Here is a 26,991-nt window from a genome sequence, read left to right as displayed (position 1 = left end):
ATGATGCGGCCGCAACGGGGAACGAACGGTCATGCAATACGGCATTCATTTGCCTCATGCGGGTGAGCAGGCGACGCCGGCGCTGATCCGCCGCCATGCCGAGCGGGCGGAGGATCTGGGATTGGACGATGTCTGGGTGAGCGAGCACATCATTGTGCCGCGCGATAAGTTCCCCAGGTCGCCGCTGTTCTTCGATCCGGTGCTGTCGCTGACCTGGGCGGCCGCGGTGACGAAACGGGTGAGGCTGGGAACCACCGTGCTGGTGTTGCCGATGCGGCATCCGCTGCCTTTGGCCAAGGAGCTGGCGACGCTGCAGAACTTCTCCGAGGGGCGGCTGATCATGGGCGCCGGGTCGGGGTGGCTGAAGGAAGAGTTCGCGGCGCTGGGCGTGCCGTTCGAGGAACGTGGCCGACGGCTGGACGAAGGGATCGCGATGATGCGGGCGGTCTGGTCGGAAGACCCGGTGACGTTCAGGAGCCGCATCATCCCGGCGGTTATCGAGGGGATGACGATGACGCCGATGCCTGTCAGCCCGATCCCGCTGTGGTTCGGCGGCAAGGCCGAGGCGGCGTTGAAGCGGACGATCCGGATCGGCGATGGATGGCACGGCAGCGGCCTCGCGGCCGACGAGGCGGCGCCGATCGTCAAACGGTTGCGCGAGGCTCGGCCTGGAGCGGATTTCACGATCTCGATGCGGGTGCAGTGGGATGGGACCGATCGCGGCGAGTTGCGTGCGCTGGTCGATCGCTATGCGGCGATCGGCGTGCAGCACCTGCTGGTGGCGCCGCAGGACCGGAACGTGGATGATTGGGAGAAGGTGACGGAGGGGGTTGGGGCTTTGGCGGGGTAAGCGATCTTCAGCTTGGCTGTGCATGCTGAAAATCGTCTCTCTGCTTGTTTGAGCGCGCAATTCATATCACGCGCTGTGGACGTTCCGCCCAGCGCGATCGCGCGCTGGCTCTAGCCGGGAGCGATTTCCTTCTGCCGTTCGGCGTCGCGCATTCTTGTCCTTGCTGCTGCTTGGAGGGGGGCAGGCCCGAAATTAATCGTTGCCGGTGGCGCGGAGTTTTTCGGATGGGTCCTCGTTGGGGATGTTGATACCGCCGCCTCGGCGGGCGGCGATGGCGTTGGGGGCGCCGTCGGTGGCGACGACCGAACGGCCGTAGGCGGGGATTGGGGGGATGGCGTCCGGGGCCAGTGGGCGCATCCAGGTTTTGCGTTTCAGCGCGGCTTCGATGTAGGGGGCGAGTTCGGCTTGCTTCCTTGCGTCACGGGCGGCCTGGTCGGCTTTCATTGTCGGCATGACTTCGGCGGCGAACAGTTCGAGCGAGGCGATGATGTCGGCGTGGGTGTTGCGGCCGGCTTGCTGGACGAAGATCACCTGGTCGACGCCGGCGTTTTGGTATTGGCGTAGGCGGTCGATGAGTTGGGCGGGGGTGCCGATGCCGTTGCCGATGGCGGGCGGCAGGGCGTCACGGCCGCGCTGGAAGCGGTCCCAGACGTTGGTGACGCCGGGGGTGTGCTCGCCGTAGACGTAGTGGTGGCCGAGCGCGAAGCCGAAGAACTGGAAGCCTTCGCCGCCGCGGCGGATGGCCTCGGCTTCGTCGTGGTGGACCGAGAAGCCGGTGGCCATGGCGATGTTGGCGTTCACCGTGTGGCCGATCGGGACGCATTGGTCGGACTTGATGATTTCGTAGTATTCGCCGGCCCATTTCGCGGCCTCGGTGGGGTCGACGAAGGCGAAGGCCAGGGCGCCGACGCCGTTGCGGGCGGCGACGTGGATGGTTTCCTTGTTGGAGCAGGCGAGCCAGATCGGGGGGTGGGGTTTCTGCAGCGACTTGGGGATGACGTTGCGTGATGGCATCGAGAAGAATTGGCCCTGGAAGCCGGGATAGGGTGACATGGCCATCATGTTGGCGGTCTGTTCGGTGGCCTCGGCCCACATCAGTTTTTTCAGTGCCGGGTCGATGTTGAAGCCTTCGAGTTCGGCGCGGGAGGCGGAGGAACCGGTGCCCCATTCGGCGCGGCCGGAGGAGACGAGGTCGAGCATGGCGATACGTTCGGCGACGCGGGCGGGCGGGTTGTAGCCGGGGGGCGAGAGCACGACGGCGTGGCCGACGTGGATTTGTCTGGTGCGGCCGGCGGCGGCGGCGAGGAACACCTCGGGGGCGGAGTTGTGGGAGTATTCTTCGAGGAAGTGGTGTTCGTTGGCCCAGACGTAGTCGAAGCCTAGGTGGTCGGCGACTTCGACTTCGGCGAGGGCGTGGTGGACCATGCGGTGTTCGGACTCGGCGTCCCAGGGGCGGGGGAGTTGCAGTTCGTAGATCAGGCCGAACCTCATGGGGTGGGTGTCCTTTGCGCTTCGTCTGGTTTGCCTTCTGGTCAGTAGCGAAGGTTGCGGGGGGCGTCCAGTTGCAGATCAGGATGGGTGGGGTGGAGGGACGACCTGGAGGGCTGACGGCGATGCGGAATTGTCTGTGTCGTATCGTTTTCGTAACTTGGCGATAAAATCCGAACCTTTCGATTGCAAGGTCGGTGCGTTTATTCTGCAACGTTGCGCGAGGTCTGACCCGGCAACTACGCTCTGTATCTGTAGGTCCATTAAGTTTTGGATGCGCCAGGAGAGCCCGTTCAGCGATGAGCCTGCAGTGGGGAGAAGCAGCGCCATTGCACTATTGCGAGAGGACAGTTATGTCCCGGCAGGCGTGCAAACTATCGGATGTCCGTCGTATGGGAAATATCGGATCTTTGCTATGCGGCGATGATAGCGCAAAGGGAATCGCGAAGTCGGCGCTGGATCAGCTTTGCCGATCAATCAACAGTTTCTCTTCGAGAGCGGTAAGATTCTTGAATGAAGATATGTCCGACGACACGCTGACGTTTGGGCCGTTCTGTGCGCGGGTGCTACTCGAGAATGCGTGTGCGGCATTAGTCGGGCGGCTCGACTCCTTTCGGATACTATATCTGAGTGAATTCCAGACACAGCCTGAATATGAACCTGGAAAACGGGCAAAATCGGCTTTTTCTTGGGTTGGCGATGTCATTCCAGACGAAAAGTCCGTGCAGAATCCGCAGAATCTGTGGAGCATCGACCACGACCTGCCGAGGATCAGTCGTGCCCTCTTCTCGCGACATCTGGACCACGTTTATTGGAAACCAGCCGTCGAGCGGATGCTGGACTTCGCGTCCTCGTACCATCCGGAGGCTGCCGTCGCAAAAATTTAGCATTAGACGCGGAGACCTACATAAGCCAAGTAAAGGGACGAAGTCTCCAGTTGTATTCTACCTTGTCGAAGGGCGTTCATTGGGAGTTTTTCACCAGCCCTCTCGTGTTCGACGAAACGACCGTCAAGAGCGCAATCCGCGACACCTGCGCTCTTGTGGGCCACTTAAGGGCTGACATCCCATTTCATCCCGACCGCATACGCGGCGCTGACACCCAATGAGGCTCTCGACACCTACTTGTCATTTAGAAGGGGTATTCCGTGAAACCTCAGCAAGACGACGAAGCAGACTCTGGGCTGATCCTCACGGCTGAGGAATGTCCACCTGAGAGTTTCGCCAAATACCATAGCTTCTCGTCATATGATGACGTGATCATTCGCAAGTTGAGCGCTCACGGGCCAGTTTTGCTGCGCGGCGGTCGCGGGAGTGGCAAGAGCGCACTACTGCTTGAGGCCTGGAGGCGAATGCAGGAGGGATCAACTATCTTTCCAGTATATGTCAGTCTGCGCTACCTCCCACTGCTACAGTCGGACGGCGAAGAGTACATAGGGCATTTCTGCACCATACTTTCAGATAGGGTTCAGAAAGAGGTAACGGATCGCGGTCTCGGCTACAACTTTGGTACGGCTAGTGATCAACTATCTCTACAGCTTGGTTTGACGAAGCTGTCGCAAACGATAGGCAGACGGATCGTACTACTGTTTGACGATGCTGCGCACATCGGCCGTGAGAAGCCCTTGGAGGTATTCTTTGACCTGTTCCGGACACTCTCAAGCGGCCTTACGTCTTGCAAGGCGTCAATCTATCCAGGAGTGACAAAGTTCGGGGTCCGGTTCGATGTCTTCAATGACTCAACAGTCATCGACATAAGCCGTTCTGACGTCTCGACCGATTTGGATTTTTTCCCGAAAGTCGTACAAGCCCGATATCCAAAGCTTGCCCTGCGTCCAACGTTTTCAGATCGCCTTTCCCCGGTTCAATTCGCAAATCTGCTTGGTCGGGCAGTGGTCGGCAATCTCCGAGGCTTTATCCTCGCCTGTAATCGCTTCGACGAGCATGATCGTATCGGCATCCCCGAGGTCACAAGGTGTTTCTTGGAAATGGCAACCGATTATTACTGGCCATTGATGGAGGAGGTAGCGCCCAAGCTTGGCGTCTACGAGCCTCTCGTCGAGCCGGCCCGCGAGGTAATGGAAGCGATTGTAGAACATACTACACGATTAGTTAAGGAACGGCCCCGCAACATCGCACAGGACCGCGTGCTGATTCATCGCCAGCTCGTCAGCCATTACAGTAAGATTTTTGAAATACTGGAATATCTGGGTTTTCTGGCACGTCGAGAGGCGTCCCGGGCGATGAAGTCGGGAGGCAGAGGTCCAGTCTTTGCAATCAACCTGTGCAATCTGCTCGACTCGGTTCCATCAAACAGGTTGACCATCGAGATGATCGAGGAATGGATAGCCGGAGTGCCGGAGCCTGCTGAACTCCATGTCTTAGGGCAGACTTTCCAGGGCGTCAAACTTCCCCTGCTCCCCTCCGAGCATGGGCTCGCAATTTTGGACCGCCCAGTTGCGGTACTCGGAAAGTCGGTTGCGTATCCATATGGCCTTACAAAGGACATGATCGGACGTCTGCAAGGGGCCGGCATAGCCACCGTCGACCAACTCGCAAACACGACGGACCAGGATCTCGACAGGATCGAGTATATCGGAGCCGCTAAGATCAAACGCATTCGTGACACAGTTTATCAGTCGATTTGGATGTAGAATGTCCTTTTTCTGAGACTCTGCCCCGATCAATGTCCATTGCCTCAGAGGTCGCGCAAGATTTCCGGTAGGTCTCGGGCGCCGTGCAAGAGCCTTGCAATGACAGGTGGGCGTCGATCCGAATGATAGACGATGATATAGGGAAAGCCTCTCAACGGGATGATCCGGAACGGTGGCGGCACGATATCGGGGCGCTGGCTTCCGACGTTCGGATGCTCGCCGATGGTGATCGCTGTTCGCGCCACGATGCTCCGCAATGCACGCGCGGCGGCTGGGTTGTCCTTTGCGATCCAACGTGTCGCAGCCTCAAGATCTCGATTCGCCATCGGAGAGAGGGTGGCAGGCGTCATCGCTCACTAGCGGCGATAATCTCATCCATGTTTGCCAACGCGGTCTCCAGCGAGACGTCGCCGTCACGGTCTGCCTCCTGCATGGCCTGATCCAGCATCTGGGCCACCGCGCGGCGGCGATCCTCCGCGTCCTGTAGCAAGCGCAGGGAGGCACGAACCACTTCGCTGACGTTGTTATAGCGGCCGCCTTCGACGCATTCATGGGCGAAGCGTTCCAGTTCGGGGGTCAGATGAACGTTGGTTGCCATGGTCTTGCTCAATGTCAATGATTGACATATGGTAGGAGTGGGTTGGCTGGGGGTCAAGGACGTTCGCCGTTTGACGCGGGAGACGCGGTTTTCCCGGTATCAGGGCAGGTCTGGAATGGCGACCGCAGTCGTGGGTGACCGGGCCATGCCCGTCATGACACGGGTTGGTCAGCCAGGCCCTCTAGCCGCCCTACCCCTTCAGCACCTCCACCATCGTGCTGCCGAGGGCGGCGGGGCTGTCGGCGACGTGGATGCCGGCGGCGCGCATGGCTTCCATCTTGGCGGCGGCGGTGTCCTTGCCGCCGCTGATCACCGCGCCGGCGTGGCCCATGCGGCGGCCGGGGGGAGCGGCGGCGCCGGCGATGAAGCCGACGGTGGGTTTTTTCACCTTGTTGCGGGCGAGGAATTCGGCGGCGTCGGTTTCGCTCTGGCCGCCGATTTCGCCGATCATGACGATCTGTTTGGTTTCGGGGTCGGCCAGGAACATCTCCAGCACCTCGATGAAGTCGGTGCCTTTCACCGGGTCGCCGCCGATGCCGACGCAACTGGTCTGACCGAGGCCGGCGGCGGTGGTCTGGGCCACGGCTTCGTAGGTGAGGGTGCCGGAGCGGGAGACGATGCCGACGCTGCCGCGTTTGTGGATGTGGCCGGGCATGATGCCGATCTTGCACTCGTCAGGGGTGATGACGCCGGGGCAATTGGGGCCGATCAGGCGGGATTTCGACCCGCTGAGGGCGCGTTTGACGCGCACCATGTCGAGCACCGGGATGCCTTCGGTGATGCAGATGATCAGCGGGAATTCGGCGTCGATCGCCTCCAGGATGGCGTCGGCGGCGAAGGGGGGCGGGACGTAGATCACCGAGGCGTCGGCGCCGGTTTTTTCGCGGCACTCCCAGACGGTGTCGAACACCGGCAGGTTGAGGTGGGTGGCGCCGCCCTTCCCCGGGGTCACGCCGCCGACCATTTTGGTGCCGTAGGCGATCGCCTGTTCGGAGTGGTAGGTGCCCTGGGCGCCGGTGAAGCCCTGGCAGATGACCTTGGTGTCGCGGTTGACCAGGACGGACATCTAGGCGGCCTCCCGCACGGCTTTGACGATTTTCTCGGCGGCATCCGCAAGATTGTCGGCGGCGACGATCGGCAGGTTGGACTTGGCCATGATCTGCTTGCCGAGGTCGACGTTGGTGCCGGCGAGGCGCACCACGAGGGGGACCGAGAGTTGCACCTCACGCGCGGCCGAGACGACGCCGTCGGCGATCACGTCGCAGCGCATGATGCCGCCGAAGATGTTGATCAGGATGCCCTCGACGTTGGGGTCGGAGAGGATGATCTTGAACGCCGCGGTGACGCGTTCCTTGGTGGCGCCCCCGCCGACGTCGAGGAAGTTGGCCGGCGACATGCCGAACAGCTTGATGATGTCCATGGTCGCCATTGCCAGGCCGGCGCCGTTGACCATGCAGCCGATGTTGCCGTCGAGGGCGACGTAGTTGAGTTCGAAGCGGGCGGCTTCGAGTTCCTTGGGGTCCTCCTCGGCCTCGTCGCGCAGCTTTTCCAGTTCGGGGTGGCGGAACAGCGCGTTGTCGTCGAAGCTGACCTTGGCGTCGAGCGCGACGATGTCGCCGCCGGCGGTGACCACCAGCGGGTTGATCTCGATGACAGAGCAGTCCAGCGCGTGGAAGGCGGCGTGGACGGCGTTGAGGAATTTCCCGAATGCAGCGGCCTGCTTGCCGGTGAGGCCGAGGCCGGCGGCGAGGCGGCGGGCGTGGAAGCCGGCGATGCCGGAGGCCGGGTCGATGCCGACGCGGAGGATCTTTTCCGGGTGGGCGAGGCTGACTTCCTCGATCTCCATGCCGCCTTCGGTGCAGGCGACGATGGTGACGCGGCCGCTGAGCCGATCGACCAGCAGCGAGAGGTAGAGTTCGCGGGCGATGTCGCAGCCGGCTTCGACGTAGACCCGGCGCACCGGACGGCCGGCGTCGCCGGTCTGTTTGGTGATCAGGGTGTGGCCGATCATTGATTCCGCGGCGGCGCGGACTTCGGCGGTGGAGCGGGCGAGGCGGACGCCGCCCTTGCCGTTCGGATCGTCGGCGAAGCGCCCGGCGCCGCGGCCGCCGGCGTGGATCTGCGACTTGATCACGTAGACCGGGCCGGGGAGTTTGGCGGCGGCGGCCTCGGCTTCCTCGGGGGTCCAGGCGATGTGGCCGTCGAGCACGCCGACGCCGTAGCGTATGAGCAGTTCCTTGGCCTGGTATTCGTGGATGTTCATCGCGCGGCTCCCTGGAGCGGTTTCAGTCTGACCGTGCGCACCGCGGTTGGTCTAGCCTTTGTTTGCTTGCGCGCTTGTTTGGCTGCTCGCTGTGCGCGCCGGGAGCGTTCGGGTGAGCGCCCGACCATCCTCAGCATGACGGTGCATGCCGAAAATGGTTTGGCTCTTTGTTTGTCGCAGGATTTACGCGCCTTGAACGGTCCGCCCAAGTTGCGATCATGCTGCAGCGCTAACCGGTCAGCTTGCGCGATGCCTCGATCAGTTCCTTGACGGCGGCGCAGGACTTGTCGAAGGCGGCTTTTTCGCTGGCGTTGAGTTCGATCTCGACGATGCGCTCGACGCCGCCGGCGCCGATCACCACCGGGACGCCGACGTAGAGGTCCTTGATGCCGTATTGGCCGTCGAGGTGGGCGGCGCAGGGGAGCACGCGCTTCTTGTCCAGCAGGTAAGCTTCGGCCATGGCGATGGCGGAGGCGGCGGGGGCGTAGAAGGCGCTGCCGCGTTCCAGCAGCTTGACGATTTCGCCGCCGCCGTTGGCGGTGCGTTCGACGATGGCGTCGATCTTGGCCTGGGTGGTCCAGCCCATCTTGATCAGGTCGGGCACCGGGATGCCGGCGACGGTGGAGTAGCGGGTGAGCGGCACCATGGTGTCGCCGTGGCCGCCCAGCACGAAGGCGGTGACGTCTTGCACCGAGACGCCGAAGTCCTGCGCCAGGAACAACTGGAAGCGGGAGCTGTCGAGGATGCCGGCCATGCCGACGACCTTGTTGGCGGGCAGGCCGGATTTCTTCTGCATGACCCAGACCATGGCGTCGAGCGGGTTGGTGATGCAGATGACGAAGGCGTTGGGGCAGTTGGTCTTAATGCCCTCGGCGACCTGGGCGATGACGCCGGCGTTCTTGCCGATCAGGTCGTCGCGCGACATGCCCGGTGTGCGCGGGAAGCCGGCGGTGACGATGACCACGTCGGCGTCCTTGATGGCGGCGTAGTCGGAGCCGCCGGTCATCAGCGCGTCGAAGCCATCGACCGGGCCGGACTGCATGATGTCGAGCGCCTTGCCCGCGGCGACCCCGCCGAACACGTCGAACAGCACGACGTCGCCGAGTTGTTTCAGGCCGATCAGGTGGGCGAGGGTGCCGCCGATGTTGCCGGCGCCGATCAGGGCGATCTTGTTGCGAGCCATAGGCGAAGTCCCTTCCGAGGGCGCGCGGCGCGCCGGGTGGATGATAAGGGCCTTGCCGGGGACCTTGGGCCAGGACCTGGGTTGGCCAGAGGGTTGCGGCGGCCAGGAATTGGTGGACGGGAACGGCGGCACGGAAAGTGGCCGTTGCTAACCCATCACGCCGGGCGCGGCAAGGCGGTCGCGGGTTTCAGTCAGGGTAATCGCATTTGGATTTTCTGTCGGCGCTATTCGCTGGACGCGGCGTGACACAAGAGTAGCGCTTTGGAACCGCAGATGCACGCCGATGCACGCCGATAGGAGTTAGGCTGAAGAACTGGGTGCAGGGACCTTGCATATGCTTTCCGCAGCCGTGGTTCCAGCATCGTGTTTCCGCAGCCGTGATTCCAGCATCTGCGTGCGTTGAGGCAAATGCGCTTGCCCTGGGGTTTCAGTGGCCTGGTGATCACGGAGTCCGCCGCATGGCGCGGCGGAACTTGTGGGGCAATTACCGAGCGGCGTTGACTGGCTGAATGCGGCCGCCGTCGCCGACTTCGTCGGGAAGATTGATGGCGACGTTCTGGCCGACGGTGGCGCCTTGGGCCAGTTCGGCGCTGATGCCGTCGGTGCGGGCGACCTGCACGGCGCGCAGGTGCACGGTCTGATCGGGGCCGAGGTCGGCGATCATGGTTTTGCTGCCGCGCACGATCAGTCCGGCGACCGGGATCTGCGGATAGCTTTGCACCGGAACGTGCAGCGTGACGTAGGCGAAGCTGCCGGGGAGCAGGAAGCGGTCGGCGTTGTCGACCTCGAGTTCCACGAACAGGGTGCGGGTGCGGGGATCGAGTTCGTCCGAGGTGCGCGCGATGGTTGCCTGGACCTTGCGTTCGGAGTTGGCGCCGTCGGTGACGTCGGCGCGGTCGCCGACATGGACGAAGGGGACGTCGCGCTGGTCGACGAAGACGTCGACGCGCAGGCGGGCTTCGTCGGCGATGGTCACCACCGGCTGGTTGCTGGTCTTGTTGGTGGTGGAATTCTGCACCAGGGCGCCGACATCGACGAAGCGGGCGGTGACCACGCCGTCGAACGGGGCGCGGATCTGTTCGTACGACTTCATCGTTGCGTTCTGCGCCAGCTTGGCGGCTGCCATGGTGTAATCGGTTTCCGCCTGGTCGGCGGCCTGGTGCGATGTCCAGCCGTGGGCGACCAGATCCTGTGCGCGTGCCCAGTTGCGCTGCTTGTTTTGCATGTCCTGGAGCGCGGATTGGTATTGCTGGTCGGTCTCGACCGAGGCGACGGTGGCCAGCAGGTCGCCGGCCTTGACGTGGTCGCCGCGGTCGACCGCGATCGAGGTCACGTAGCCGCTGACTTTGCTATAAAGGGTGGCGCTCTGGTCGGGCCTGGTATCGCCGAGCAGGCGGATCGATCTCTGGTCGGGTCCTTGGGTGACCTGCACCACTTGCACCACCGGGCCGCGGGCGACGCTGGATGCCAGGGTTTGCCGCGACGCGGCCAGCGCCTCGCCGTTGTCGTAGCGCATGCGCCAGGCACCGAACGCGGCGGCGGCGATCACGATGATGCCGGCGAGGTAGAGCAGCAGGGAGGCGAAACGGCCACGTCTAGCCATGCGAGGGTTCTCCGGGCGGGGTTTTTCCGGGCGAGGGTTCTCCGGGTGCTCTGGGCGGGATTTCTCCGGTGTGGGCGGCGCCGGCGGCCTCGGCGGCGAAGCGGAGATCGAGGGTGTGCAGGGTCGGCGGCTTGCGCCGCAGCAGGGTATAGAAGATCGGCACGATGAACAACGTTGCGATGGTAGCTACGATCAGGCCGCCGATGACGGCGCGTCCGAGCGGGGCGTTTTGTTCGCCGGCGTCGCCGAGGCCGAGGGCCATGGGCAACATGCCGATGATCATCGCCAGGGCGGTCATCAGCACCGGGCGCAGGCGGATGGTGCAGGCGCCGATCGCGGCCTCGAAGACGGAGATGTCGGCGCGGGCGCGCAGGTCGTTGGCGAAGCTGACGACCAGGATGGAGTTGGAGACCGAGATGCCGATGGTCATGATCGATCCCATCAGCGATTCGACGTTGATGGTGGTGCCGCTGAGGGCGAGCATCCAGATGATGCCGAGCAGGCCGCCGGGGACCGCCATCATGATGATGAAGGGATCGACCCAGGACTGGAACAGCACCACCAGCAGGGCGTAGACCAGGATGACCGACAGGATCATGCCGAGGCCCAGGCTGCTGAACGAGGCGCGCATCACCTGATTCTGGCCGCGGATGTCGATATGGGTGGTGATCGGCAGTCCCTTGCTGATCTGGTTGATCGCGGTCTGGATGTCGTCGGCGGTGCCGCCGAGGTCGCGGCCGTCGACGTTGGCGGCGATGTCGAGTTCGCGCTGCACGGTGTAGTGGTTGACCGATTCCAGGCTGGAGCGCGGATCGATGGTGGCGACGTCGGCCAGGCGCATCACCGGCGCGGCCGGCAGCAGCGCGGGATCGGCCGATGCGAGCACGGTGGGCGGGGTGGCGACCGGCGTGCTGAGCAGGTCGTTGACTGAATTGATGTGGCTGATCGGGGTCTGCACCGCGACCGAGTAGTTTACGTTGTTCTGCGGGTTGAGGAAGAAGTTCGGCGACACCAGCACCGAGGACGACAGCGAGGTGAGCATGTTGTTGGCGACGTCGCGCTGGGAGACTTTCAATTCGGCGGCGCGCAGTCGATCGACATCGATCTGCAGGGCCGGATAGTTCAGCACCTGCACGACATGGGCGTCGGCGACGCCGGGGATCGCCTTCATGCGCTGCACGAGTTGCTGTGCCAGGCCATAGGAACGATTGAAATCAACGTCCTGGATCTGCACATCGATCGGCGCCGGCAGGCCGAAGTTGAGTACCTGGCTGACGATATCGGCGGTCTGGAAGTAGAACACGCTGCCGGGGAACCGCGGCGGCAGATCGGCTCGGATCGAGCGGGTGTAGTTGTTGGTCGGGTGATGGCCGGGCTTCAGCGAGATCAGGATTTCGGCGTCCATGTCGCCGACGTTGTCGCTGGGCACGAACGCCCGATTGAATGACGACGGCACGCCGATGGTGTCGTTGATGGTGTCGAGTTCTTTTGGCGGAATGATTTGGCGGAGCGAGGCCTCGACTTGCAGCACCTGTTTCTCGGTGTCCTCGATGCGGGTTCCGGGCGGGGCGCGGTAGTGCAGCTTGATCAGGCCGACATCGGCGCTGGGGAAGAAGTCGAGGCCGATGGTGGTGGCGACGACGCCGGTGACCGCCAGCAGGGCGACGAAAACGATGAGGACGAAACTGCGGTGGCGCAGGGTACCCTGCAGCATGTAGCCGTAGCCGGTTCGGAACCGGTCGAAGCCGCGATCGAACAGCGCGAAGAAGCCTTTTGCCTGGCCGTGGTGGTCGTCGTGGGTGGTGAGCAGCAGGCGGGCGAAGCTGGGCACGATGGTGAAGCTGAGGGCGTAGGAAGCGAGCATGCAGAACACGACGGTGGCGGCCAGCGGGATGAACAGATAGCGGGCGACGCCGAACAGCATGACGACGGGGAAGAACACGATGCAGATCGCCAGGGTGGCGACGGTGAGCGGCTGGATCACCTCGCCGGCGCCGTCGAGGATCGCCACGGTGAGTTGCTTGCCGAGGGTCAGGTTGCGGTGGATGTTCTCGATGACGACGGTGGCGTTGTCGACCAGCAGGCCGATCGCCAAAGCGAGGCCGCCGAGTGTCATCAGGTTGATACTGTTGCCTGTAAGGAACAATCCGATGATGCCGGCGAACACCGATAGCGGGATGGATGCCGAGACGATGACGGTGTTACGCCAGCTTCCGAGGAACACCAGGATCAGCACCGAGACCAGGATCGAGGAGATGATGGCTTCTCGGACGACGTTTTCCACCGCGGCGCGGACGAACACCGACTGGTCGAAATCGAGCTTCAGTTCGAGTCCCTTGGGCGCGGCGGCCTGGATCTCGGGCAGTGCGGCGCGGGTGGCGTCGACCACGGCGAGGGTCGAGGCATCGGCGTGTTTGAGGATCGCCAGGTAGACCGCGCGTTTGCCGTTGACGTGGACGATGTTTGCCTGGGTGGCGAAGCTGTCGCTGGCGTGGCCGATATCGCCGATGCTGACCGGCACGCCGTTGAACACGCCGATCGGCAGGGCGTTGAAGCGGTCGACCGCGGAGGGGCTGGAGTTCAGTTGGACGTTGTATTCGCGGTCGCCGATGCGCGCGGTGCCGGCGGGGATGATGACGTTGGAGCTCTGCAGCGCGTTGACCACGTCGGTGAGGGTGAAGCCCTTGGCGGCGAGCCGGGCGGGATCGACGTCGACGTCGATCTGGCGCTGCTTGCCGCCGAATGGTCCGGGGGTGGAAAGACCGGGGATGGTGAACAGTTTCACCCGGATGAAGTTCAAGCTGTAATCATAGATCTGCTGTTCGGTGAGTGTTTTCGACGACATCGTCAATTGCACAACCGGAACGTTAGAGGCATTGAACTGGATCACCGCCGGCGGCTGCATGCCGGGCGGGGCGCTGCGCAGGATGGAGTTGTTGACCGAGGAGATCTGGGCGATGGCGCCGCCGATCGAGGTGCCGGGCTGGAAGTAGACCTTCAGCAGGCCGATGCCGGGGATGGATTGCGATTCGATGCGGGCGATGCCGTTGACGGTGGTGGAGTAGGCGCGCTCGCTGATGAAGACGACGCGGCGTTCCATGTCCTCGGTGCTGAGGCCGGGGTAGTTCCAGACCACCAGGACGACGGGGATGTCGATCACCGGGAAGATGTCGACGATCATGCGGGTGACCGAGAGGGCGCCGAGCAGGATGATCAGCATGGCGGCGATCGCGGAGGTGTAGGGCCGGCGCAGCGAGAGGCGCACCAGTCCGATCATGGTTCATGCCCCGCTCGACGGTTGGCCCGGCGTTTGGTCGTCGGTGTGTCCTCAGGCTGTGGTGGTTATTTGGAAGTGACGTTCAGGCGGTGGGTTGTGGTTTGTTGGTGGTCCGGTTGGCTGTTGGTCGGTGGTCCGGTCAGCTGTTGGTCGGTGGCTAGTAGGTCTAAGTCGTGGGTGACCGGGCCAAGCCCGGTCATGACACGGGACGTCGTGGCACGGACGTAATGGCACCGGGCGCCATGGCACGGTACGTCATCACCTGGGACGTTACGACATGGGGTGTCATGACACACGATGTCATGGCCGTGTCACGGGTCCGATTATGACGAGGTATTATTGCCGGGTGGTGAGGTTTTGCCAAGCTTGGGCGCCGGGGTTCGCGGCGGGAGTTACTGTTCGTTTCATACTGCCGGCAGTTGGATCAGCGGGAATGGGTCAGGGTGATCCAGTCCTCGCTCTGCATTTCGTCGAGGCGCGAGGCGGTGCGTTCGAACATCTTGGCGTTCTTGCCGTGCTGGTAGAGCTGCTCCGGGGTGGCGTCGGCCGAGGCGATCAGTTTCATCCGCTGATCGTAGATGGTGTCCACCAGCACGATGAAGCGGCGCGCCTGGTCGTAGTTGTCGGGCGACAGCAGCGGGATGTCATCGAGGATCAGGGTGTGGAAGCGCATTGCGATCGCCAGGTAGTCTCCGGCGCCCAGCGCGGTGTTGCATAAAGCGCCGAAATCGAAGCGGGCGACGCCGTCGGCGGCTTGGGCAACCAGCAGTTCGCGCCGCATCACCGAAAGGGTCACCGGGCGGATCGCGGCGCCGCGGGTCAGCCGGGTGAAGGCGTTGTCGAGTTCCTGGCGCGCGATTGCATCGGCTGGCACCAGCCATGTGCGCAGGCCGCGCATCCGCTCGCGCCGATAGTCGCGACCGCCGTTCATCAGCAGTATTTCCAGGCGCTGCTTGATCAGGCTGATGAACGGCAGGAAGGCGTCGCGGCCGGGCTGGCCCTTGAACAGATCGTCGGGCGCGGTATTGGACGTGGTGACCACGACGACGCCGCGGTCGAACAGGGCCTGGAACAGCCGGCCGAGGATCATCGCATCGGCGATGTCGTTGACCTGGAATTCGTCGAAGCAGAGCAGCGCGGCCTCGGCGGCGATGTGGTCGGCCAGCGGCGGGATCGGATCGGAGCCCTGCGGCTGCGCCTGTTTCCAGGCATGAAGGCGGGTGTGGACGTCCTGCATGAAGCGGTGGAAGTGGATGCGCTGCTTGCGGGCGACCTCGGCGGTATCGAAGAACAGGTCCATCAGCATGGATTTGCCGCGTCCGACCTCGCCCACGAGGTAGAGGCCGGTGGGCACGTATTCCTCGGCGTGGCGGCGGCGCATCAGGCGCGCCAGCAAGCCGGTGCCGGCGGCCGAGGGTGGACTGGGATCGTAGCCGCGCAGGCGGTCCCACAGATCCTGCAGGCGATCGACGACGCTGGCCTGGGCCGGGTCGGGTTCCAGCGCGCGGTCGGCGATCATCCGTCGGTAGACCGGCAGCGGACCGTCGGTGGGCAAATTGGGCGTGGCGTTGTCCATGGCGGGGCGGCACCGAGATAGCGTGTCCGGCTGCGAACGCCTAGACACTTTGAGCTTATGACGACCCTGCCCCCGAACGCCCCTGCCCTGCCCCCGAGTTTAGCCGCGCTATTGCCGGCGGTGATCGCGCTGGTGGAGACCGCCGGGGGCTGGCTGGTCGCCGAGTTCAGCCGGCCTGACGGGCCACGGTTCAGCGACAGCGACACGGCGCCGATCGACACCGAGATCGAGCTGTTCCTGCGCGAGCGGCTGACCGCGCTGCTGCCGGCTCGGTTTGTCGGAGAGGAGGCGGGCGTGCTGGCGGCGGCGGCGAACGGGTATTGCTGGGTGGTCGATCCGCATGATGGCACGCGGGCGTTCCTGGAGGGGCGGCGCGGCAGTGCGATCTCGGTCGGGTTGCTGCGCGAGGGGTTGCCGGTGCTGGGGGTGGTGTATGCGCCGAGCAGCCCGGATCGTGGGGCGGACATGATTGCGTGGGCGGAGGGTGGCGGGATCAGCCGCAATGGCGTGCGGGTCAGCAACGAGCTGAGCGGGCGGGGGTTGGCGGCGGGCGAGGTGGTGTTGCTGAACCATGGCGCCGGGCAGCGGCCGGTTTGGAGCGGCACCGCCTGTGCGCCGGGGCGGTTCATGCCGCTGCCCTCGATCGCGTATCGGCTGGCCCGGGTGGCGGTGGGGGACGCGGTCGGCACGATGACGCTGCGTCCGGTGAATGCGCATGACATTGCCGCCGGGCATGCGCTGCTGGGCGCGGCCGGGGGGGTGCTGGTGGCGGAGGACGGGGTGGCGGTGCGCTATGGGGTGGATGGCGCTTGCCGGCCGTTTGCGTGTTTTGGCGGCGCGGCGGGGGCGGTGGCGACGCTGCGGTCTCGGCGCTGGCGTGGCAGCAGCGAACCTCGGCGGGCGTCGAAGGTGACGCTGGGGTGGCCTCGGGCGGCAGAGGGGCAGCGATTGGATCGCGCGCTGGGGTGCATGCTGGGGTTGGTGATCGGCGACAGTCTGGGGTCGCAGGTGGAGTTCCAGAGCGAGGAGGCGATCCGGGCGGCGCATCCGGACGGGGTGCGCGAGCTGGCGGATAGCGCGGTGTGGAAGACGCTGGCCGGGCAGCCGACGGATGATTCGGAGTTGGCGCTGGCGCTGGCTCGTTCGCTGGTCGGGGCGGGGGGTTATGAGCCGGAGGCGGCTGCGGCGGCCTATGCGCGGTGGTATCGCAGTGGGCCGTTCGATATCGGGCAGACGACGGCGCAGGCGTTTGGCGTGGCGGCGGCGGTGGAGACGGACCGGGCGGGGGCTGCGCGGGCTAGTGCCGATCGCGACAGCCAGAGCAATGGGTCGCTGATGCGGATTGCTCCGGTCGGGGTGTGGGCGAGGGATGCGGACGAGGCGGCGCGGGTGGCGGATGCGGATTCGGCGTTGTCGCATCCGCATCCGGTTTGTCGGGCGGCGTGCGCGGCGTTCGCGGCGGCGATCGCGGTTGGGGTTGCGGGGGCGGATCGTGAAGGGATGGTGGCGGCGGCGCTGGCTGTGGCCGATGCGGCGGGGGCGGATGCGGTGCCGGTGGGGGTTGCGCTGCGGCGGGCGGCGGGGGGCGAAGGCGTGGCTGATTTTCAGCGCCGGATGGGGTGGGTGCTGATCGGGTTGCAGAATGCGTTCTTTCATCTGGCGGGCGGGACCGGGGTGGAGGCGGCGTTGATCGAGACTGTTGGGCGGGGCGGCGACAGCGATACTAACGCGGCGATTGCCGGGGCGCTGTTGGGCGCGGCGGATGGACGCGGGTCGTTGCCGGCGCGGTGGGTGTTGCCGGTGTTGACTTGCCGTGCCGATGCAGGGCTGCACGCGGCGCGGCCCAGACCTGATGAATACTGGGCCGATGACCTGCTCGACCTGACCGAGGCTTTGCTGCTAAGCCGCGCCGGATGATCGAGCTCGATTTCCCCCGGCTGAATTTTGCCAAGTTGGCGGCGACGCCGGTGGCGCGTGAGCCGTTTCCGCATGTGGTGGTGCCGGGGTTCGTGCCGCCGGCGGCGCTGGATGCGGTGCTGGCCGACCTGCCGGCGTTGGGCAAGCGGGGGTCGTTTCCGGTCGATGCGGTGAGGCTGGGGCCGAACGCTCGGGCGTTGATGGCGGCGATGGATGGGGCGGAGCTGCGTTCGGCGATCGAGGGGTTGTTCGGGCTGGACCTTGGCGGGTCGCCGACGATGGTGACGCTGCGCGGCTGGACCGGGGAGCGGGATGGGCGGGTCCATTGCGATTCGCTGGCCAAGCGGGTGACGCTGTTGCTGTATCTGAACCGGCAGACCGATGCGTGGGCTCGGCAGGAGGGGTGTTTGCGGCTGTTGCGCGGGCCGGATGACCTGGAGGATTTCGCGGTGGAGGTTCCGCCGGTCAATGGTACGCTGCTGGCGTTTCCGAATGGGCCGACGACCTGGCATGGGCACCGGCGGTTTGTTGGGCAGCGCTATAGCGTGCAACTGAATTACATGACGACGGATGACAAGGCGCGCAGCGAGATGCGGCGGCATCGGATTTCGGCGTTGGTGAAGCGGTTGACGCGGGCGGCTTGACGGGGGGTGGTGCGGGTTTCAACGCGTCCGGTAGGCCCGCAACCGTTACTCAGGCTGAGGGCCGATCAGCATCCTCGAGATTTGAAGCCGCACTCAGCGGCCGATGCGCGGCCGCACAGGCGCGGTAGTTGGAGTCAAGTTCGGGCGCCATCAGGAGAAGCCCTGCGAGCCGGCGCGCCATGTCGCGCACGTAGCGGATCTCGGCCGGGCTGAGCGCCCGGCCGAGTAGAGGCCGCTCACGGTAAGACAGCCATTTCTTTATTACCTGATAGCCACCGATGGTGAAGTTCCAGACAGGCTCGGGAATGTTTCGCCAATACGCGTCAGCATTGAGGAACACGTCGAGGGTGTTGGCGCCGAACAGCGAGGATTCAGCGCCGCTCGGCGCTTCGGTTGGCATCAAGCCACGCTGCACGATGCGTCCGCGGCCTGGCATGACCGCCCCGCCTTTGCCGGCATGACCCCAGCCGGCGGTGAGCGTGCGATCGACCTCGGTCATTGGGGCACCGCCGCGTTTCGTTGGCACCGCAATGGTCTGGATAGCTGCCTGGATGGCGCCGGAGGTTATGCCTGACAACGGCTTGTCAGGGTCGAGCAGAGCGGCAACGCGGGCACCGAGGGCGGCGGAGGCGCGCAACAGGTCGGCGTTGTCCGGCAGCGGCACGCGCGGCCAGTCCTGGCGGATGCCGTCGCTGTTCTCCGTGAGCCACGCGGGAGCGTAGCCAATGCCAAGGGCGTGATACCAGGGGAGTGCGGCGGTGGCGCGGTCGGCGTCAGGGTTCGGCAGCCCGAGTTCGTTAAGCCAAGTTCGGGTGGCGGGGGACAAATTGGCGCGGTTGTGCGCCCTGAAGAATGGTATTGCCGAGCAATTTGGGCGAAGCAGGTGATAATCTGGTAGGGCGCGGGTCAACAGGATGTGCGGTCCTTCAAGCGGTCGTTCGCGATAAGCCCGGCTGACAAGGCACGGGTTGTCGTTGCCAATGAGTGCCGCCAGATCTGGCCGAGGCTCGTTCCATATTGGCCTGATTTTTGTGTAGTAGCACCAACCTTCCTCGAAGACCCGCTGGTGGTAGCGGCGCAGATTTGTTTCGCTGAAGTGTTCGGTCCGAAGCAGGGTCTCGCGGGCCTTCGCGGCCTCAAATCGAGCCATGTCAAACACAGGGCCGCAGCTATCGTGCTGCAGTGATACGAGCGTTTCGTGAAAATCGAAGTAGCGCCGCATTCGTTTTGATAATGCATCCCGATCACCGTCTATCAGCGCCTCTTGCCGCATTTCCGTAAGCCCTGGAATTGCGTCCTGCGCCGCTAACTCCGGCAATCGCGGCCAGGACGCATAGTCGGATGCAATGTTGCTGCGCCGAAGAACAAATCTATTGGTGGCTGAAGGTTGGACCAGGGAATAGCCTTTATCGAATTTTTCCGTGTCCAGCGAGGTGAGCAGCAGCTTGCGTTTCTGAGCGCCCCATAAATCACGGTAGAGAATGCGCGCATCGACTGTCGGGCTATTGTGCTTTACTAGGAGCGCCACAGCGGTTCCGACCTGAATGCCTTCGCGATTGGCTTCGGTGCTGAATACCGACGGGTCCGGGTTGCCGTCGGGCGTGACCTTGCCCGTCTCGAATTTTGAGCCGTTTAGGTTGTCTATCCAAATCCGATCGAACTCAGACAAGAGCCGCTTGCGCATGAGGACATATGAGGGGAAAGACAGCCACGAATGATTGCTTATGAAGCAAACGACGCCTCTACCCGTGCCATCTGCGATGCGTCGCTCAGCCACGCGGAAGAACCGCACATAGAGATCATCTAAATTGAACTTGCGGATGCCCCAATTCCGCTGCAGGCCTTCCTTGTATGGATTTACCAGTCCCGATTCCTCGTCCGGCGCTGTGCCAGCGAAGGCATTGTATGGTGGATTTCCCAACACAACCAGGATCGGCCGAGCCTGCTTCACCCGCGTCGCCTCGTCGCGCTCATCGGCAAGTGGAGGATAGCTGAAACGAATTCCCCGCTGGGTTTCCACGGTCGTTGTAGGTTCTCGCGGCGCTGCCCATCCGGTCAATGCATTGGTCAAGTATACGGCGGCCCGTTCGTCCGGGCCGAGCGGTGCGTCAGCCATACGTAGCGCGTGCCCTACCTGCCAGTGAGCGATGACGTAAGGCGCGGGCATGATCTCGAATCCGGCCACCCGGGTCATGGCGGCCTGCTTCAGGTCCTCGGCCGTCAGTGCGTCCTCGCCTTTTTCGCGCAAGGTGCGGGCGATACGGTCCAACACCTCCACTAGATAGGCGCCGGTGCCGCAGCAGGGGTCCAGAACCCAAACCGACGGATCGGCCAGTCCGTCGGCCAGTCCGAGTTCGCTGCGCAGCACCTGATCCACCCGCTCGACCATGTAGCGGACGATTTCTCGTGGTGTGTATCACACGCCCATCTGCTTTCGCAGATCGGGGTCGAACGCCGCAAGGAACGGTTCGTAGAAATACCGGACCGCATCCGCCTCTTGGAATCTCGCGAAGAACGCTGGGCGATCTACCCGGTTGAGAGCGGCTGCCGCCCAGGATAGCGGTTCCTCCAGCCCGAGCGGCTTGAGCGATTGCGGGGTGGCGATGCGTTGGAATAGCGTGTCGACAAATGGAACGTGCAGGTTCCAGCCGGCGGCGCGCCATTCGAAATTCGCCGTGCCCGCCTGCGCAACCTCCACCCAGGCGCTGAACAGCCCGTAGAATAGAGTCTGCACCAGGGTGCTGCGAAACAGATGCTCGCCTTTTGGTCCCTCGAATTTAAGTCCCAGCGCCTCTTGCAAGGCATTGCGCAGTTCTGCAAAGGCCGGGAGGCTCGCATGTTCGTCTACCCGCGCGAGGGCGTCGCGGGCGTAGGATGCGAGGAAGAAGGCAACGTCCTCGGGGCGGGCGAGAGGAGCCTGATGCAGCAGCACGCGTTCCAGGAATTCGGCGAAGCGAGCTGCCTCACCGGCGGGCCGCCGGCGCGGGTTGCGTGCCATGGCGAAGAAGTCGTCGCCGGTTGCGCAGCCGAAACTGAAGCTCTCTCGCCGCTCAGCTTGGCCGCTGACGTCCCGGCCGAGCAGGATGAAATCGCGGTAGTTGGTGACAAGAACGAGGCCGTAGGCGGACAGATAACGTCCAACCTGCTTGGAGCCCATCTTAACCGACAAGTCGGCCGGAATGTCGTCGACCTCGACCACGCCGCGTTCGGGAGACTGCGCCTCGGGCCATTCCTCGGGTGCGTGGCCGCGGGCGACGACGAAGAGGCCCATGTCAGGGAAGCCCGATCCCCGGTTACGCAGGTTTGGAACGCAAAACACGTGCGGCTTCAGCCGCTTCCCAGCGGCATTCAACTCGCCGGCGAGGGCGCCGTAATAGCTGATCTCGCCTGTGCCGGCGCGCGTGGCCCGGATGCGGGCGATTTCCCCGAGGTAGTCAGACAGAATGGGCGACTGCATACGTATGTTATCGTGGGCGAAGAGTCTGCTTCGCAACAGATTTTTGGCGTGGATGCACCCGCCGGCCGAGCTGGCTGACAGAGTGCTTAACCGGAGGCACAGAAGGACTATCATTGCCGGATGACTCGATTCGCGCCCGGCCAACCAGACCTGTTCGCACCGCAACCCGCAACATCGGCGGAACAGGAGCGCCCACCACTCGAAGCGCTTTCGGACCTGTTGTCCATTTTGCGCGCGGCCGATCGATTACCTTGGCCGGACCTTAGTACGGCGATGGCCGAGGAATATCGTGTCATCGGCCTCGGCCGCCGTGCGGGTCCCGAGGGTGAGAAGCTCGTTTCCGCCATCATGGACGAAACCGAGCGGCTGTTCAGCGCCGAGGAACGGGAGATGGCTTCGGCGTGTGCAGCGCAGCGGTTCGATTAGCCAGTTGTCTTTGTTGCCGGACTAACGCGCGCCGCGCATGCGCTTCGGCTTGCGGCGGGAGGCGGCGAGGGCGGCCTCGACGGCCTGGCGGGCCCAGGTCTGGAAGGTTTCGGCTTCGTCCAGCAGGTCGGGCGGGCAGCGCCAGTAGGAGGTGATGGTGTGGGTTCCGTTTTTCGTCGGGTAGCTGAACGGGGCTTCTCCGGCGGCTTGGTACATCGGGCGGTTGGTGTCGCCGACCTTCAGGAACAGCTCCTCGCGGGCGATCAGGCCGAACATCCGGCCGTCGAGGAACAGGCCGACGCCGCCGAACATGGGGCGGGCGGAGACCGGGCCGAGCGGGATCAGCAGTTCCAGCAGGTGGGTGGTGAGGTGATCGGCGGGGGGCATGGCGGCCGAGGCTACACCGGATCGGCGGGGGCGCGGCAACGGTGCCGGCGACACGGTGCCAGCGGGGCGGTGCCAGCGGGGCGGTGCCAGCGGGGCGGTGCCGGCGGGGCGGTCTCAAACCCGGATGCGGCTCGGGCGTTGCGGCGAAGTTGCGATGGCGGTGCGTGGCCGCCGGTCAAGGGATGACGACGAATGTCCTCGGCTGATGGATCGGTGCGGAGTTTTGACCCAGAGCTGGCGGCTCGGCTGCGCGGGCGGGCTGAGCTGCTGACGCCCGAGCAGATGGCGCGGGCGGACCAGGGTGCGGTCGAGCTTGGGCAATCCGGGCCAGCGCTGATGGAGGCGGCCGGGCGGGCGGTGGCGCGCGCGGTGATGCGGCATTTCGGGCGGTGCCGGGTGCTGGTGCTGGCCGGGCCGGGCAATAATGGCGGCGACGGCTATGTTGTGGCGCGGCTGTTGCGCCAGCAGGGCTGGCCGGTGCGGGTGGCGGCGTTGGCGGCGCCGCGCGAGGGGTCGGACGCGGCCTGGGCGGCTGGGCTGTGGCGTGGGCCGTCGGCGGCGTTCGATCCGGCGGCGTTCGATCCGGCGGCGTTCGATCCGGCGGCGTTCGATCCGGCGGAGGCGGCGCGGGCCGATCTGGTGATCGATGCGGTGTTCGGCGCTGGGCTGGCTCGCCCGGTCGATGGGGTGGTTGCCGAAACGCTGAAGGCGGCGCGGCGGGTGGTCGCGGTGGATGTGCCGTCGGGGGTGGACGGGGCTACGGGCGCGGTGCTGGGCTTTGCCCCGGAGGCGGCGCTGACGGTGAGCTTCTTTCGGCTGAAGCCGGGCCATCTGCTGCGGCCGGGACGCGGGCGCTGCGGGCGGATCGAGCTAGCCGATATCGGTATTCCGGACCGCGTGCTGGACCCGATCGCGCCGCTGACGTTCGCCAACCTGCCGACGCTTTGGCGGCTGCCGGGGTTGAGCGCGGAGGCGCACAAGTACAGCCGCGGCCATGTCAGCGTGGTGGGCGGGGCGGCGATGACCGGGGCGGCCAGGCTGGCGGCCGAGGCGGCCAGGCGGGCCGGGGCCGGCATGGTGACGATCGCGGCACTTGGGGCGGCGGAGACGTATCGGTCGGGGGAGCCCGGGCTGCTGGTCAGCACCGACGATATTGGCTCGCTGCTGGGCGACGAGCGGCGCAAGGTGTGGGTGTGCGGTCCGGGGCTGGGTGCAGCGCAGGCGCGGTCGGTGTTTCCGGCGCTGATCGCGGCGAACCGGGTGGTGATTGGCGACGCGGATGTGTTTTCGGCATTTGCGGGCGATGCGCGGGCGTTGCGTGGCGCCGCGGTGCTGACGCCTCATGCCGGGGAGTTCGCCCGGGTGTTCGGCGCGCCGGGCGATGACCGGCTGGCGGCGGCGAGGGCGGCGGCGGCGCGCACCGGGGCGGTGGTGCTGCTGAAGGGCGCCGACACCATCATCGCGGCGCCGGATGGACGGGCGGCGATCAATCTGTCGGCTCCGCCGTGGTTGGCGACGGCGGGAGCGGGTGACGTGCTGGCGGGGGTGATCGCCGGGCTGCTGGCGCAAGGCATGGAGGCGTGGGCGGCGGCGGCGGCGGGCGCGTGGTTGCATGGCCGCGCGGCGGCGCTGGCCGGGCCGGGGCTGGTGGTCGAGGATCTGTTGCCGGCTTTGGTTCGCGCGTTTGATGATAAGGTTTGAAACGCGCCCTTCGCGCGATGAAATGTGAGACGCGCCTTCGCGCGATGAAATGTGAGGCGCGACTTCCTCGCCACACCGGCTATGATAACGGCGTTGCCGTCTGAATGGGGCCCGCATGAGCGAAGCTGTTTCCACCGGTTTGCTGGATCGTGCCATCCGACGCATCACCGAGGCTTGGCGGGACATGGCGTCCAGCGTCTCGGGCGAGGCGGACGAGACGCTGGAGGCACAGATGCAGGCCTGCCTGGCGGGGCGCGGCGGCGAGGTCAGCGCGCGCAACCGAGCGGCGAAGCTGGCGCAGACGTATCTGACGCAGAACGATGCCGGGCGGGCCGGGTTCCTGCGCACCCTGGCCGGGTTCGATTCTGATCCGGACGCGGTGGCGGCGGCCTATGCCGAGGTGCAGGCCGCCAAGGACGTGGCGGAGCGGGCGACCGCGAAGGCGGCGCTGCGGCATGCGCTGGAACCGCCTCGGCTGCGGCTGCTGACGCAGTTCACCTCGATCCCCGACGGGCGCAAGTTCCTGGTCGATCTGCGCGGGTCGCTGCTGAAGCTGCGCGGCGGCGACAAGCTGCTGGCGGCGCTGGACGCCGATCTGCGCGGGTTGCTGGCAGCGTGGTTCGACATCGGTTTCCTGGAATTGCAGCGGATCGATTGGAACAGTCCGGCGGCGCTGCTGGAAAAGCTGGTCGACTACGAGGCTGTGCATGCGATCCGGTCGTGGCGGGACCTGAAGAACCGGCTGGACTCGGATCGCCGGTGCTATGCGTTCTTCCATCCTCGGATGCCCGGTGAGCCGCTGATCTTCGTCGAGGTGGCGCTGGTCAAGGGGCTGGCCGGCAGCGTGCAGAACCTGCTGGACGAAAAGGCGCCGGTGCAGGACCCGGCGCAGGCCGACACCGCGATCTTCTACTCGATCAGCAACTGCCAGTCGGGGCTGGCGGGGATCAGCTTCGGCAATTTCCTGATCAAGCGGGTGGTGGAGGAGCTTTCGGCCGAGTTCCGCAACCTGAAGACGTTCGCGACGCTGTCGCCGATTCCGGGCTTTCGGCGCTGGCTGGACCCGTTGCTGGCGGCGGACGAGCCTCGGCTGCTGAGCGATGACGAGGCCGAGGCGCTGGCCGCCGCGGTGCCGGCCGAGACCGGCAGCCAGGCGCTGGCCGCGATCGTCGGCAAGCGGCATTGGTGGCGGGACGCGGCGCTGCGCAAGGTCGCCGAACCGGTGCTGACCCGGCTGGCCGCGCGATACCTGGTGGTGGAGACGTCCGGCAAGCGGGCGAAGGATCCGGTGGCGCACTTCCACCTTTCGAACGGCGCCAGGGTGGAGCGGCTGAGTATGGCCGGCGATACCTCGGACAAAGGCGCCAAGGAGAGCGCGACCTTGATGGTCAACTACCTGTACGATCCGGCCAAGATCGAGGATTGGCACGAGGACTATGCCGGTGAGGGCAAGCGCAACGCGTCGACTGCGGTGCGCAAGCTGGCGCGGGGGTGGAGTTAGCGGTCGGAGGTGGCCGGGGTGTGATCCCGGCCGGCCCTCACGGCAGCGCGGCTCACTTTAGCGCCGTCGGCGGGATCCAGCCTTGGGCGACGCCGAACTGGCCGATGCGCAATGCGATCTTGTCGGCTAGTGCGGTGGCCTCGGCGGTATCGGTGGTGCGGCGCTTTTCGGCGCTGGCGTGGGTGACCCCGGTCAGCGCCGTCGAGGTGGCCATGCGTTGGCCGACCGCGCCGGCGCCCATCGTTTCGGCGGCGCCGGGGGCGTTGCCGCTATCGGCCTTGCCCTGGAAGGCGGTCATGAACCTCGGCGGCGCGTTGGCGGATAGGGCGTAGAGCTGGGCGTCGGCGCCGATGCTGCTTTTGCCGGCGCCAAGGCCAATCAGCACGCGACGGGTGCGATTGCCTTGATTGATGCTGGTGATCTGCCCCTGCAGCAGCAGGCCGTGCTGATCGCCGGTCTCGGTCGTTGCCGGTTCGGCGTGCAGCCCGTATTTGTTCAAGCGTTCGACCAGGCGTTCGGCCAGCGCGTCCTGGGTATCCTGAATCGCCTGCAGTTCCTGGGTTCCGGCCGGCTGGTTGCCGGCGGCGCGCATGATGCGCGGTCCGATGCCTTGATCGAGGCTCACCTGGTCGGGGCTGAGCGCAAAGCGCGCCACCAGGATACGATCCGGGCGCGCCACCGGGGGACCGAGATAGCTTTCCGTGGTCTGCACGTTGGCATGCGAGCAGGCGGCAAGTGTCGCGATCATGGCCAACTGTATGAACGCCGTCATTCGTAGCATTGTGCTATCCCCCAGGGCTGCATCATTGCTCAGCGCATCCGCACGCTGAGCAAAACCGTCGCGGCGTATCGATCAGGCTGGCAGAGCGCTTCGAGGCTGACCGTGCGGCCATGCAGCGTTCTGGCTTGTTCTGTCGCATGATCCACGTGGCTTGAACGTTTCGTCCAAGGCACGATTGTGCGCTAACGCTGTCCTCGTGCCTCGGCCAGCGCCCCCTTGCAGGATGGCGACAGGCGCGACTGGTTCTGCGCGAGGCAGCCCAGGGCGCGGCCGCCACCGGGTCTGACGCCCTGGCAGTAGGCGCGGAAGTCGCCGCCGCATGAGCGTCGCATCATGGCGGCCTCCTCGCGTGGCGACATCGCCGGTGGCGGTGGCGGGGCGGCGCCGCGCGATGGCTGGGACTGCGCCGCGGGTGCCGAACCGCCGATGGCGCCGACCGCCGACTGGCAGGCCGGCGACAGGCTTGCCATGTGGCCCTGCAGGCATTGCAGCGCCGCACTGCCGCCGGTCGGAACGCTGGAGCACACCGACTGGTAGTCGGACCGGCAGGACTGCTTTATCGCGCTGATCTGTGCCTGGCTGGGCTGTTGCGCGAGCGCGGTTGCCGCCAGCGCCGGCAACAACAGCGCCGACAGAAGCACACCGAGGATGCGCTTGACCCGGTTCAGCCGGATGGGTCGTTGCAT

22 protein-coding genes are annotated in these 26,991 nt (G+C 65.2%); 8 read left to right on the top strand and 14 right to left on the bottom strand.

Features of this window, described 5'->3' with window-relative positions; translation table 11 throughout:
* Window positions 1-31 precede the first annotated feature (31 nt).
* On the top strand, window positions 32-850 hold the full coding sequence (locus tag ACQY4T_RS10560; protein ID WP_428541262.1) for a TIGR03619 family F420-dependent LLM class oxidoreductase: 819 nt from the start codon (window positions 32-34) through the stop codon (window positions 848-850).
* A 192-nt stretch (window positions 851-1,042) separates the two neighbouring features.
* On the opposite strand, the gene ACQY4T_RS10555 is transcribed toward ACQY4T_RS10560, so the two are convergent.
* Window positions 1,043-2,341, bottom strand: coding sequence for an LLM class flavin-dependent oxidoreductase (locus tag ACQY4T_RS10555; protein WP_428541259.1), 1,299 nt, complete (start codon window positions 2,339-2,341; stop codon window positions 1,043-1,045).
* 518 nt (window positions 2,342-2,859) lie between these two features.
* Between ACQY4T_RS10555 and ACQY4T_RS10550 the strand changes: the two genes are divergently transcribed.
* Together ACQY4T_RS10550 and ACQY4T_RS10545 are read left to right on the top strand one after the other, a co-directional pair.
* Window positions 2,860-3,225 carry a hypothetical protein gene (locus tag ACQY4T_RS10550; protein WP_428541256.1) on the top strand — a complete coding sequence of 122 codons (366 nt, stop codon included), beginning with the start codon at window positions 2,860-2,862 and terminating at the stop codon, window positions 3,223-3,225.
* A 260-nt stretch (window positions 3,226-3,485) separates the two neighbouring features.
* On the top strand, window positions 3,486-4,991 hold the full coding sequence (locus ACQY4T_RS10545; protein WP_428541253.1) for a hypothetical protein: 1,506 nt from the start codon (window positions 3,486-3,488) through the stop codon (window positions 4,989-4,991).
* A 44-nt stretch (window positions 4,992-5,035) separates the two neighbouring features.
* On the opposite strand, the gene ACQY4T_RS10540 is transcribed toward ACQY4T_RS10545, so the two are convergent.
* From ACQY4T_RS10540 to zapE, 8 genes are all read right to left on the bottom strand, one after another.
* Window positions 5,036-5,341 carry a type II toxin-antitoxin system RelE/ParE family toxin gene (locus ACQY4T_RS10540; protein WP_428541250.1) on the bottom strand — a complete coding sequence of 102 codons (306 nt, stop codon included), beginning with the start codon at window positions 5,339-5,341 and terminating at the stop codon, window positions 5,036-5,038.
* Window positions 5,338-5,589, bottom strand: a complete 252-nt coding sequence (locus tag ACQY4T_RS10535) for a type II toxin-antitoxin system ParD family antitoxin (RefSeq protein ID WP_428541247.1) — start codon at window positions 5,587-5,589, stop codon at window positions 5,338-5,340. Before ACQY4T_RS10535 ends, ACQY4T_RS10540 begins: the two co-directional genes overlap by 4 nt.
* Before the next feature lie 190 nt (window positions 5,590-5,779).
* On the bottom strand, window positions 5,780-6,655 hold the full coding sequence (gene sucD, locus ACQY4T_RS10530; RefSeq protein WP_428541244.1) for a succinate--CoA ligase subunit alpha: 876 nt from the start codon (window positions 6,653-6,655) through the stop codon (window positions 5,780-5,782).
* Window positions 6,656-7,852 (bottom strand): ADP-forming succinate--CoA ligase subunit beta, encoded by a 1,197-nt coding sequence (sucC, locus tag ACQY4T_RS10525; RefSeq protein ID WP_428541241.1) that lies wholly within the window; start codon window positions 7,850-7,852, stop codon window positions 6,656-6,658.
* A gap of 229 nt (window positions 7,853-8,081) precedes the next feature.
* Window positions 8,082-9,035: a malate dehydrogenase gene (gene mdh, locus ACQY4T_RS10520; protein WP_428541238.1), complete on the bottom strand. Its 954-nt coding sequence runs from the start codon at window positions 9,033-9,035 to the stop codon at window positions 8,082-8,084.
* A 484-nt stretch (window positions 9,036-9,519) separates the two neighbouring features.
* Window positions 9,520-10,638: an efflux RND transporter periplasmic adaptor subunit gene (locus tag ACQY4T_RS10515; protein WP_428541235.1), complete on the bottom strand. Its 1,119-nt coding sequence runs from the start codon at window positions 10,636-10,638 to the stop codon at window positions 9,520-9,522.
* Window positions 10,631-13,915 (bottom strand): efflux RND transporter permease subunit, encoded by a 3,285-nt coding sequence (locus ACQY4T_RS10510; protein WP_428541232.1) that lies wholly within the window; start codon window positions 13,913-13,915, stop codon window positions 10,631-10,633. Before ACQY4T_RS10510 ends, ACQY4T_RS10515 begins: the two co-directional genes overlap by 8 nt.
* Before the next feature lie 424 nt (window positions 13,916-14,339).
* Window positions 14,340-15,491: a cell division protein ZapE gene (gene zapE, locus ACQY4T_RS10505; RefSeq protein WP_428541229.1), complete on the bottom strand. Its 1,152-nt coding sequence runs from the start codon at window positions 15,489-15,491 to the stop codon at window positions 14,340-14,342.
* A 57-nt stretch (window positions 15,492-15,548) separates the two neighbouring features.
* Here zapE and ACQY4T_RS10500 point away from each other — a divergent pair, with 57 nt between their 5' ends.
* Window positions 15,549-17,408 carry an inositol monophosphatase family protein gene (locus tag ACQY4T_RS10500; protein ID WP_428541226.1) on the top strand — a complete coding sequence of 620 codons (1,860 nt, stop codon included), beginning with the start codon at window positions 15,549-15,551 and terminating at the stop codon, window positions 17,406-17,408.
* Window positions 17,405-18,052 (top strand): 2OG-Fe(II) oxygenase, encoded by a 648-nt coding sequence (locus ACQY4T_RS10495; RefSeq protein ID WP_428541223.1) that lies wholly within the window; start codon window positions 17,405-17,407, stop codon window positions 18,050-18,052. Before ACQY4T_RS10500 ends, ACQY4T_RS10495 begins: the two co-directional genes overlap by 4 nt.
* Window positions 18,053-18,101: 49 nt before the next feature.
* Here ACQY4T_RS10495 and ACQY4T_RS10490 read toward each other — a convergent pair whose 3' ends face one another.
* Together ACQY4T_RS10490 and ACQY4T_RS10485 are read right to left on the bottom strand one after the other, a co-directional pair.
* Window positions 18,102-20,441, bottom strand: a complete 2,340-nt coding sequence (locus ACQY4T_RS10490; RefSeq protein ID WP_428541220.1) for a type ISP restriction/modification enzyme — start codon at window positions 20,439-20,441, stop codon at window positions 18,102-18,104.
* Window positions 20,442-20,468: 27 nt separating this feature from the next.
* Window positions 20,469-21,623 carry a hypothetical protein gene (locus tag ACQY4T_RS10485; protein WP_428541217.1) on the bottom strand — a complete coding sequence of 385 codons (1,155 nt, stop codon included), beginning with the start codon at window positions 21,621-21,623 and terminating at the stop codon, window positions 20,469-20,471.
* Between the two features lie 159 nt (window positions 21,624-21,782).
* Here ACQY4T_RS10485 and ACQY4T_RS10480 point away from each other — a divergent pair, with 159 nt between their 5' ends.
* Window positions 21,783-21,935 carry a hypothetical protein gene (locus ACQY4T_RS10480; protein WP_428541214.1) on the top strand — a complete coding sequence of 51 codons (153 nt, stop codon included), beginning with the start codon at window positions 21,783-21,785 and terminating at the stop codon, window positions 21,933-21,935.
* Between the two features lie 21 nt (window positions 21,936-21,956).
* Here ACQY4T_RS10480 and ACQY4T_RS10475 read toward each other — a convergent pair whose 3' ends face one another.
* Window positions 21,957-22,322, bottom strand: a complete 366-nt coding sequence (locus ACQY4T_RS10475) for a TfoX/Sxy family protein (RefSeq protein ID WP_428541211.1) — start codon at window positions 22,320-22,322, stop codon at window positions 21,957-21,959.
* Window positions 22,323-22,514: 192 nt separating this feature from the next.
* Here ACQY4T_RS10475 and ACQY4T_RS10470 point away from each other — a divergent pair, with 192 nt between their 5' ends.
* Window positions 22,515-24,023 (top strand): NAD(P)H-hydrate dehydratase, encoded by a 1,509-nt coding sequence (locus ACQY4T_RS10470; protein ID WP_428541208.1) that lies wholly within the window; start codon window positions 22,515-22,517, stop codon window positions 24,021-24,023.
* 115 nt (window positions 24,024-24,138) lie between these two features.
* The gene (locus tag ACQY4T_RS10465) at window positions 24,139-25,524 is read left to right on the top strand and encodes a malonyl-CoA decarboxylase (RefSeq protein ID WP_428541205.1); all 1,386 of its coding nucleotides are present in this window, start codon (window positions 24,139-24,141) and stop codon (window positions 25,522-25,524) included.
* Window positions 25,525-25,576: 52 nt separating this feature from the next.
* On the opposite strand, the gene ACQY4T_RS10460 is transcribed toward ACQY4T_RS10465, so the two are convergent.
* Together ACQY4T_RS10460 and ACQY4T_RS10455 are read right to left on the bottom strand one after the other, a co-directional pair.
* Window positions 25,577-26,296 carry a DUF4410 domain-containing protein gene (locus ACQY4T_RS10460; protein ID WP_428541202.1) on the bottom strand — a complete coding sequence of 240 codons (720 nt, stop codon included), beginning with the start codon at window positions 26,294-26,296 and terminating at the stop codon, window positions 25,577-25,579.
* A gap of 191 nt (window positions 26,297-26,487) precedes the next feature.
* On the bottom strand, window positions 26,488-26,991 hold the full coding sequence (locus ACQY4T_RS10455; RefSeq protein ID WP_428541199.1) for a cysteine rich repeat-containing protein: 504 nt from the start codon (window positions 26,989-26,991) through the stop codon (window positions 26,488-26,490).

It is taken from the genome of Rhodopila sp., from assembly GCF_965277825.1.
In the GTDB taxonomy this organism is placed as follows: domain Bacteria; phylum Pseudomonadota; class Alphaproteobacteria; order Acetobacterales; family Acetobacteraceae; genus Rhodopila.
This window is presented reverse-complemented; position numbering and strand designations above follow the sequence as displayed.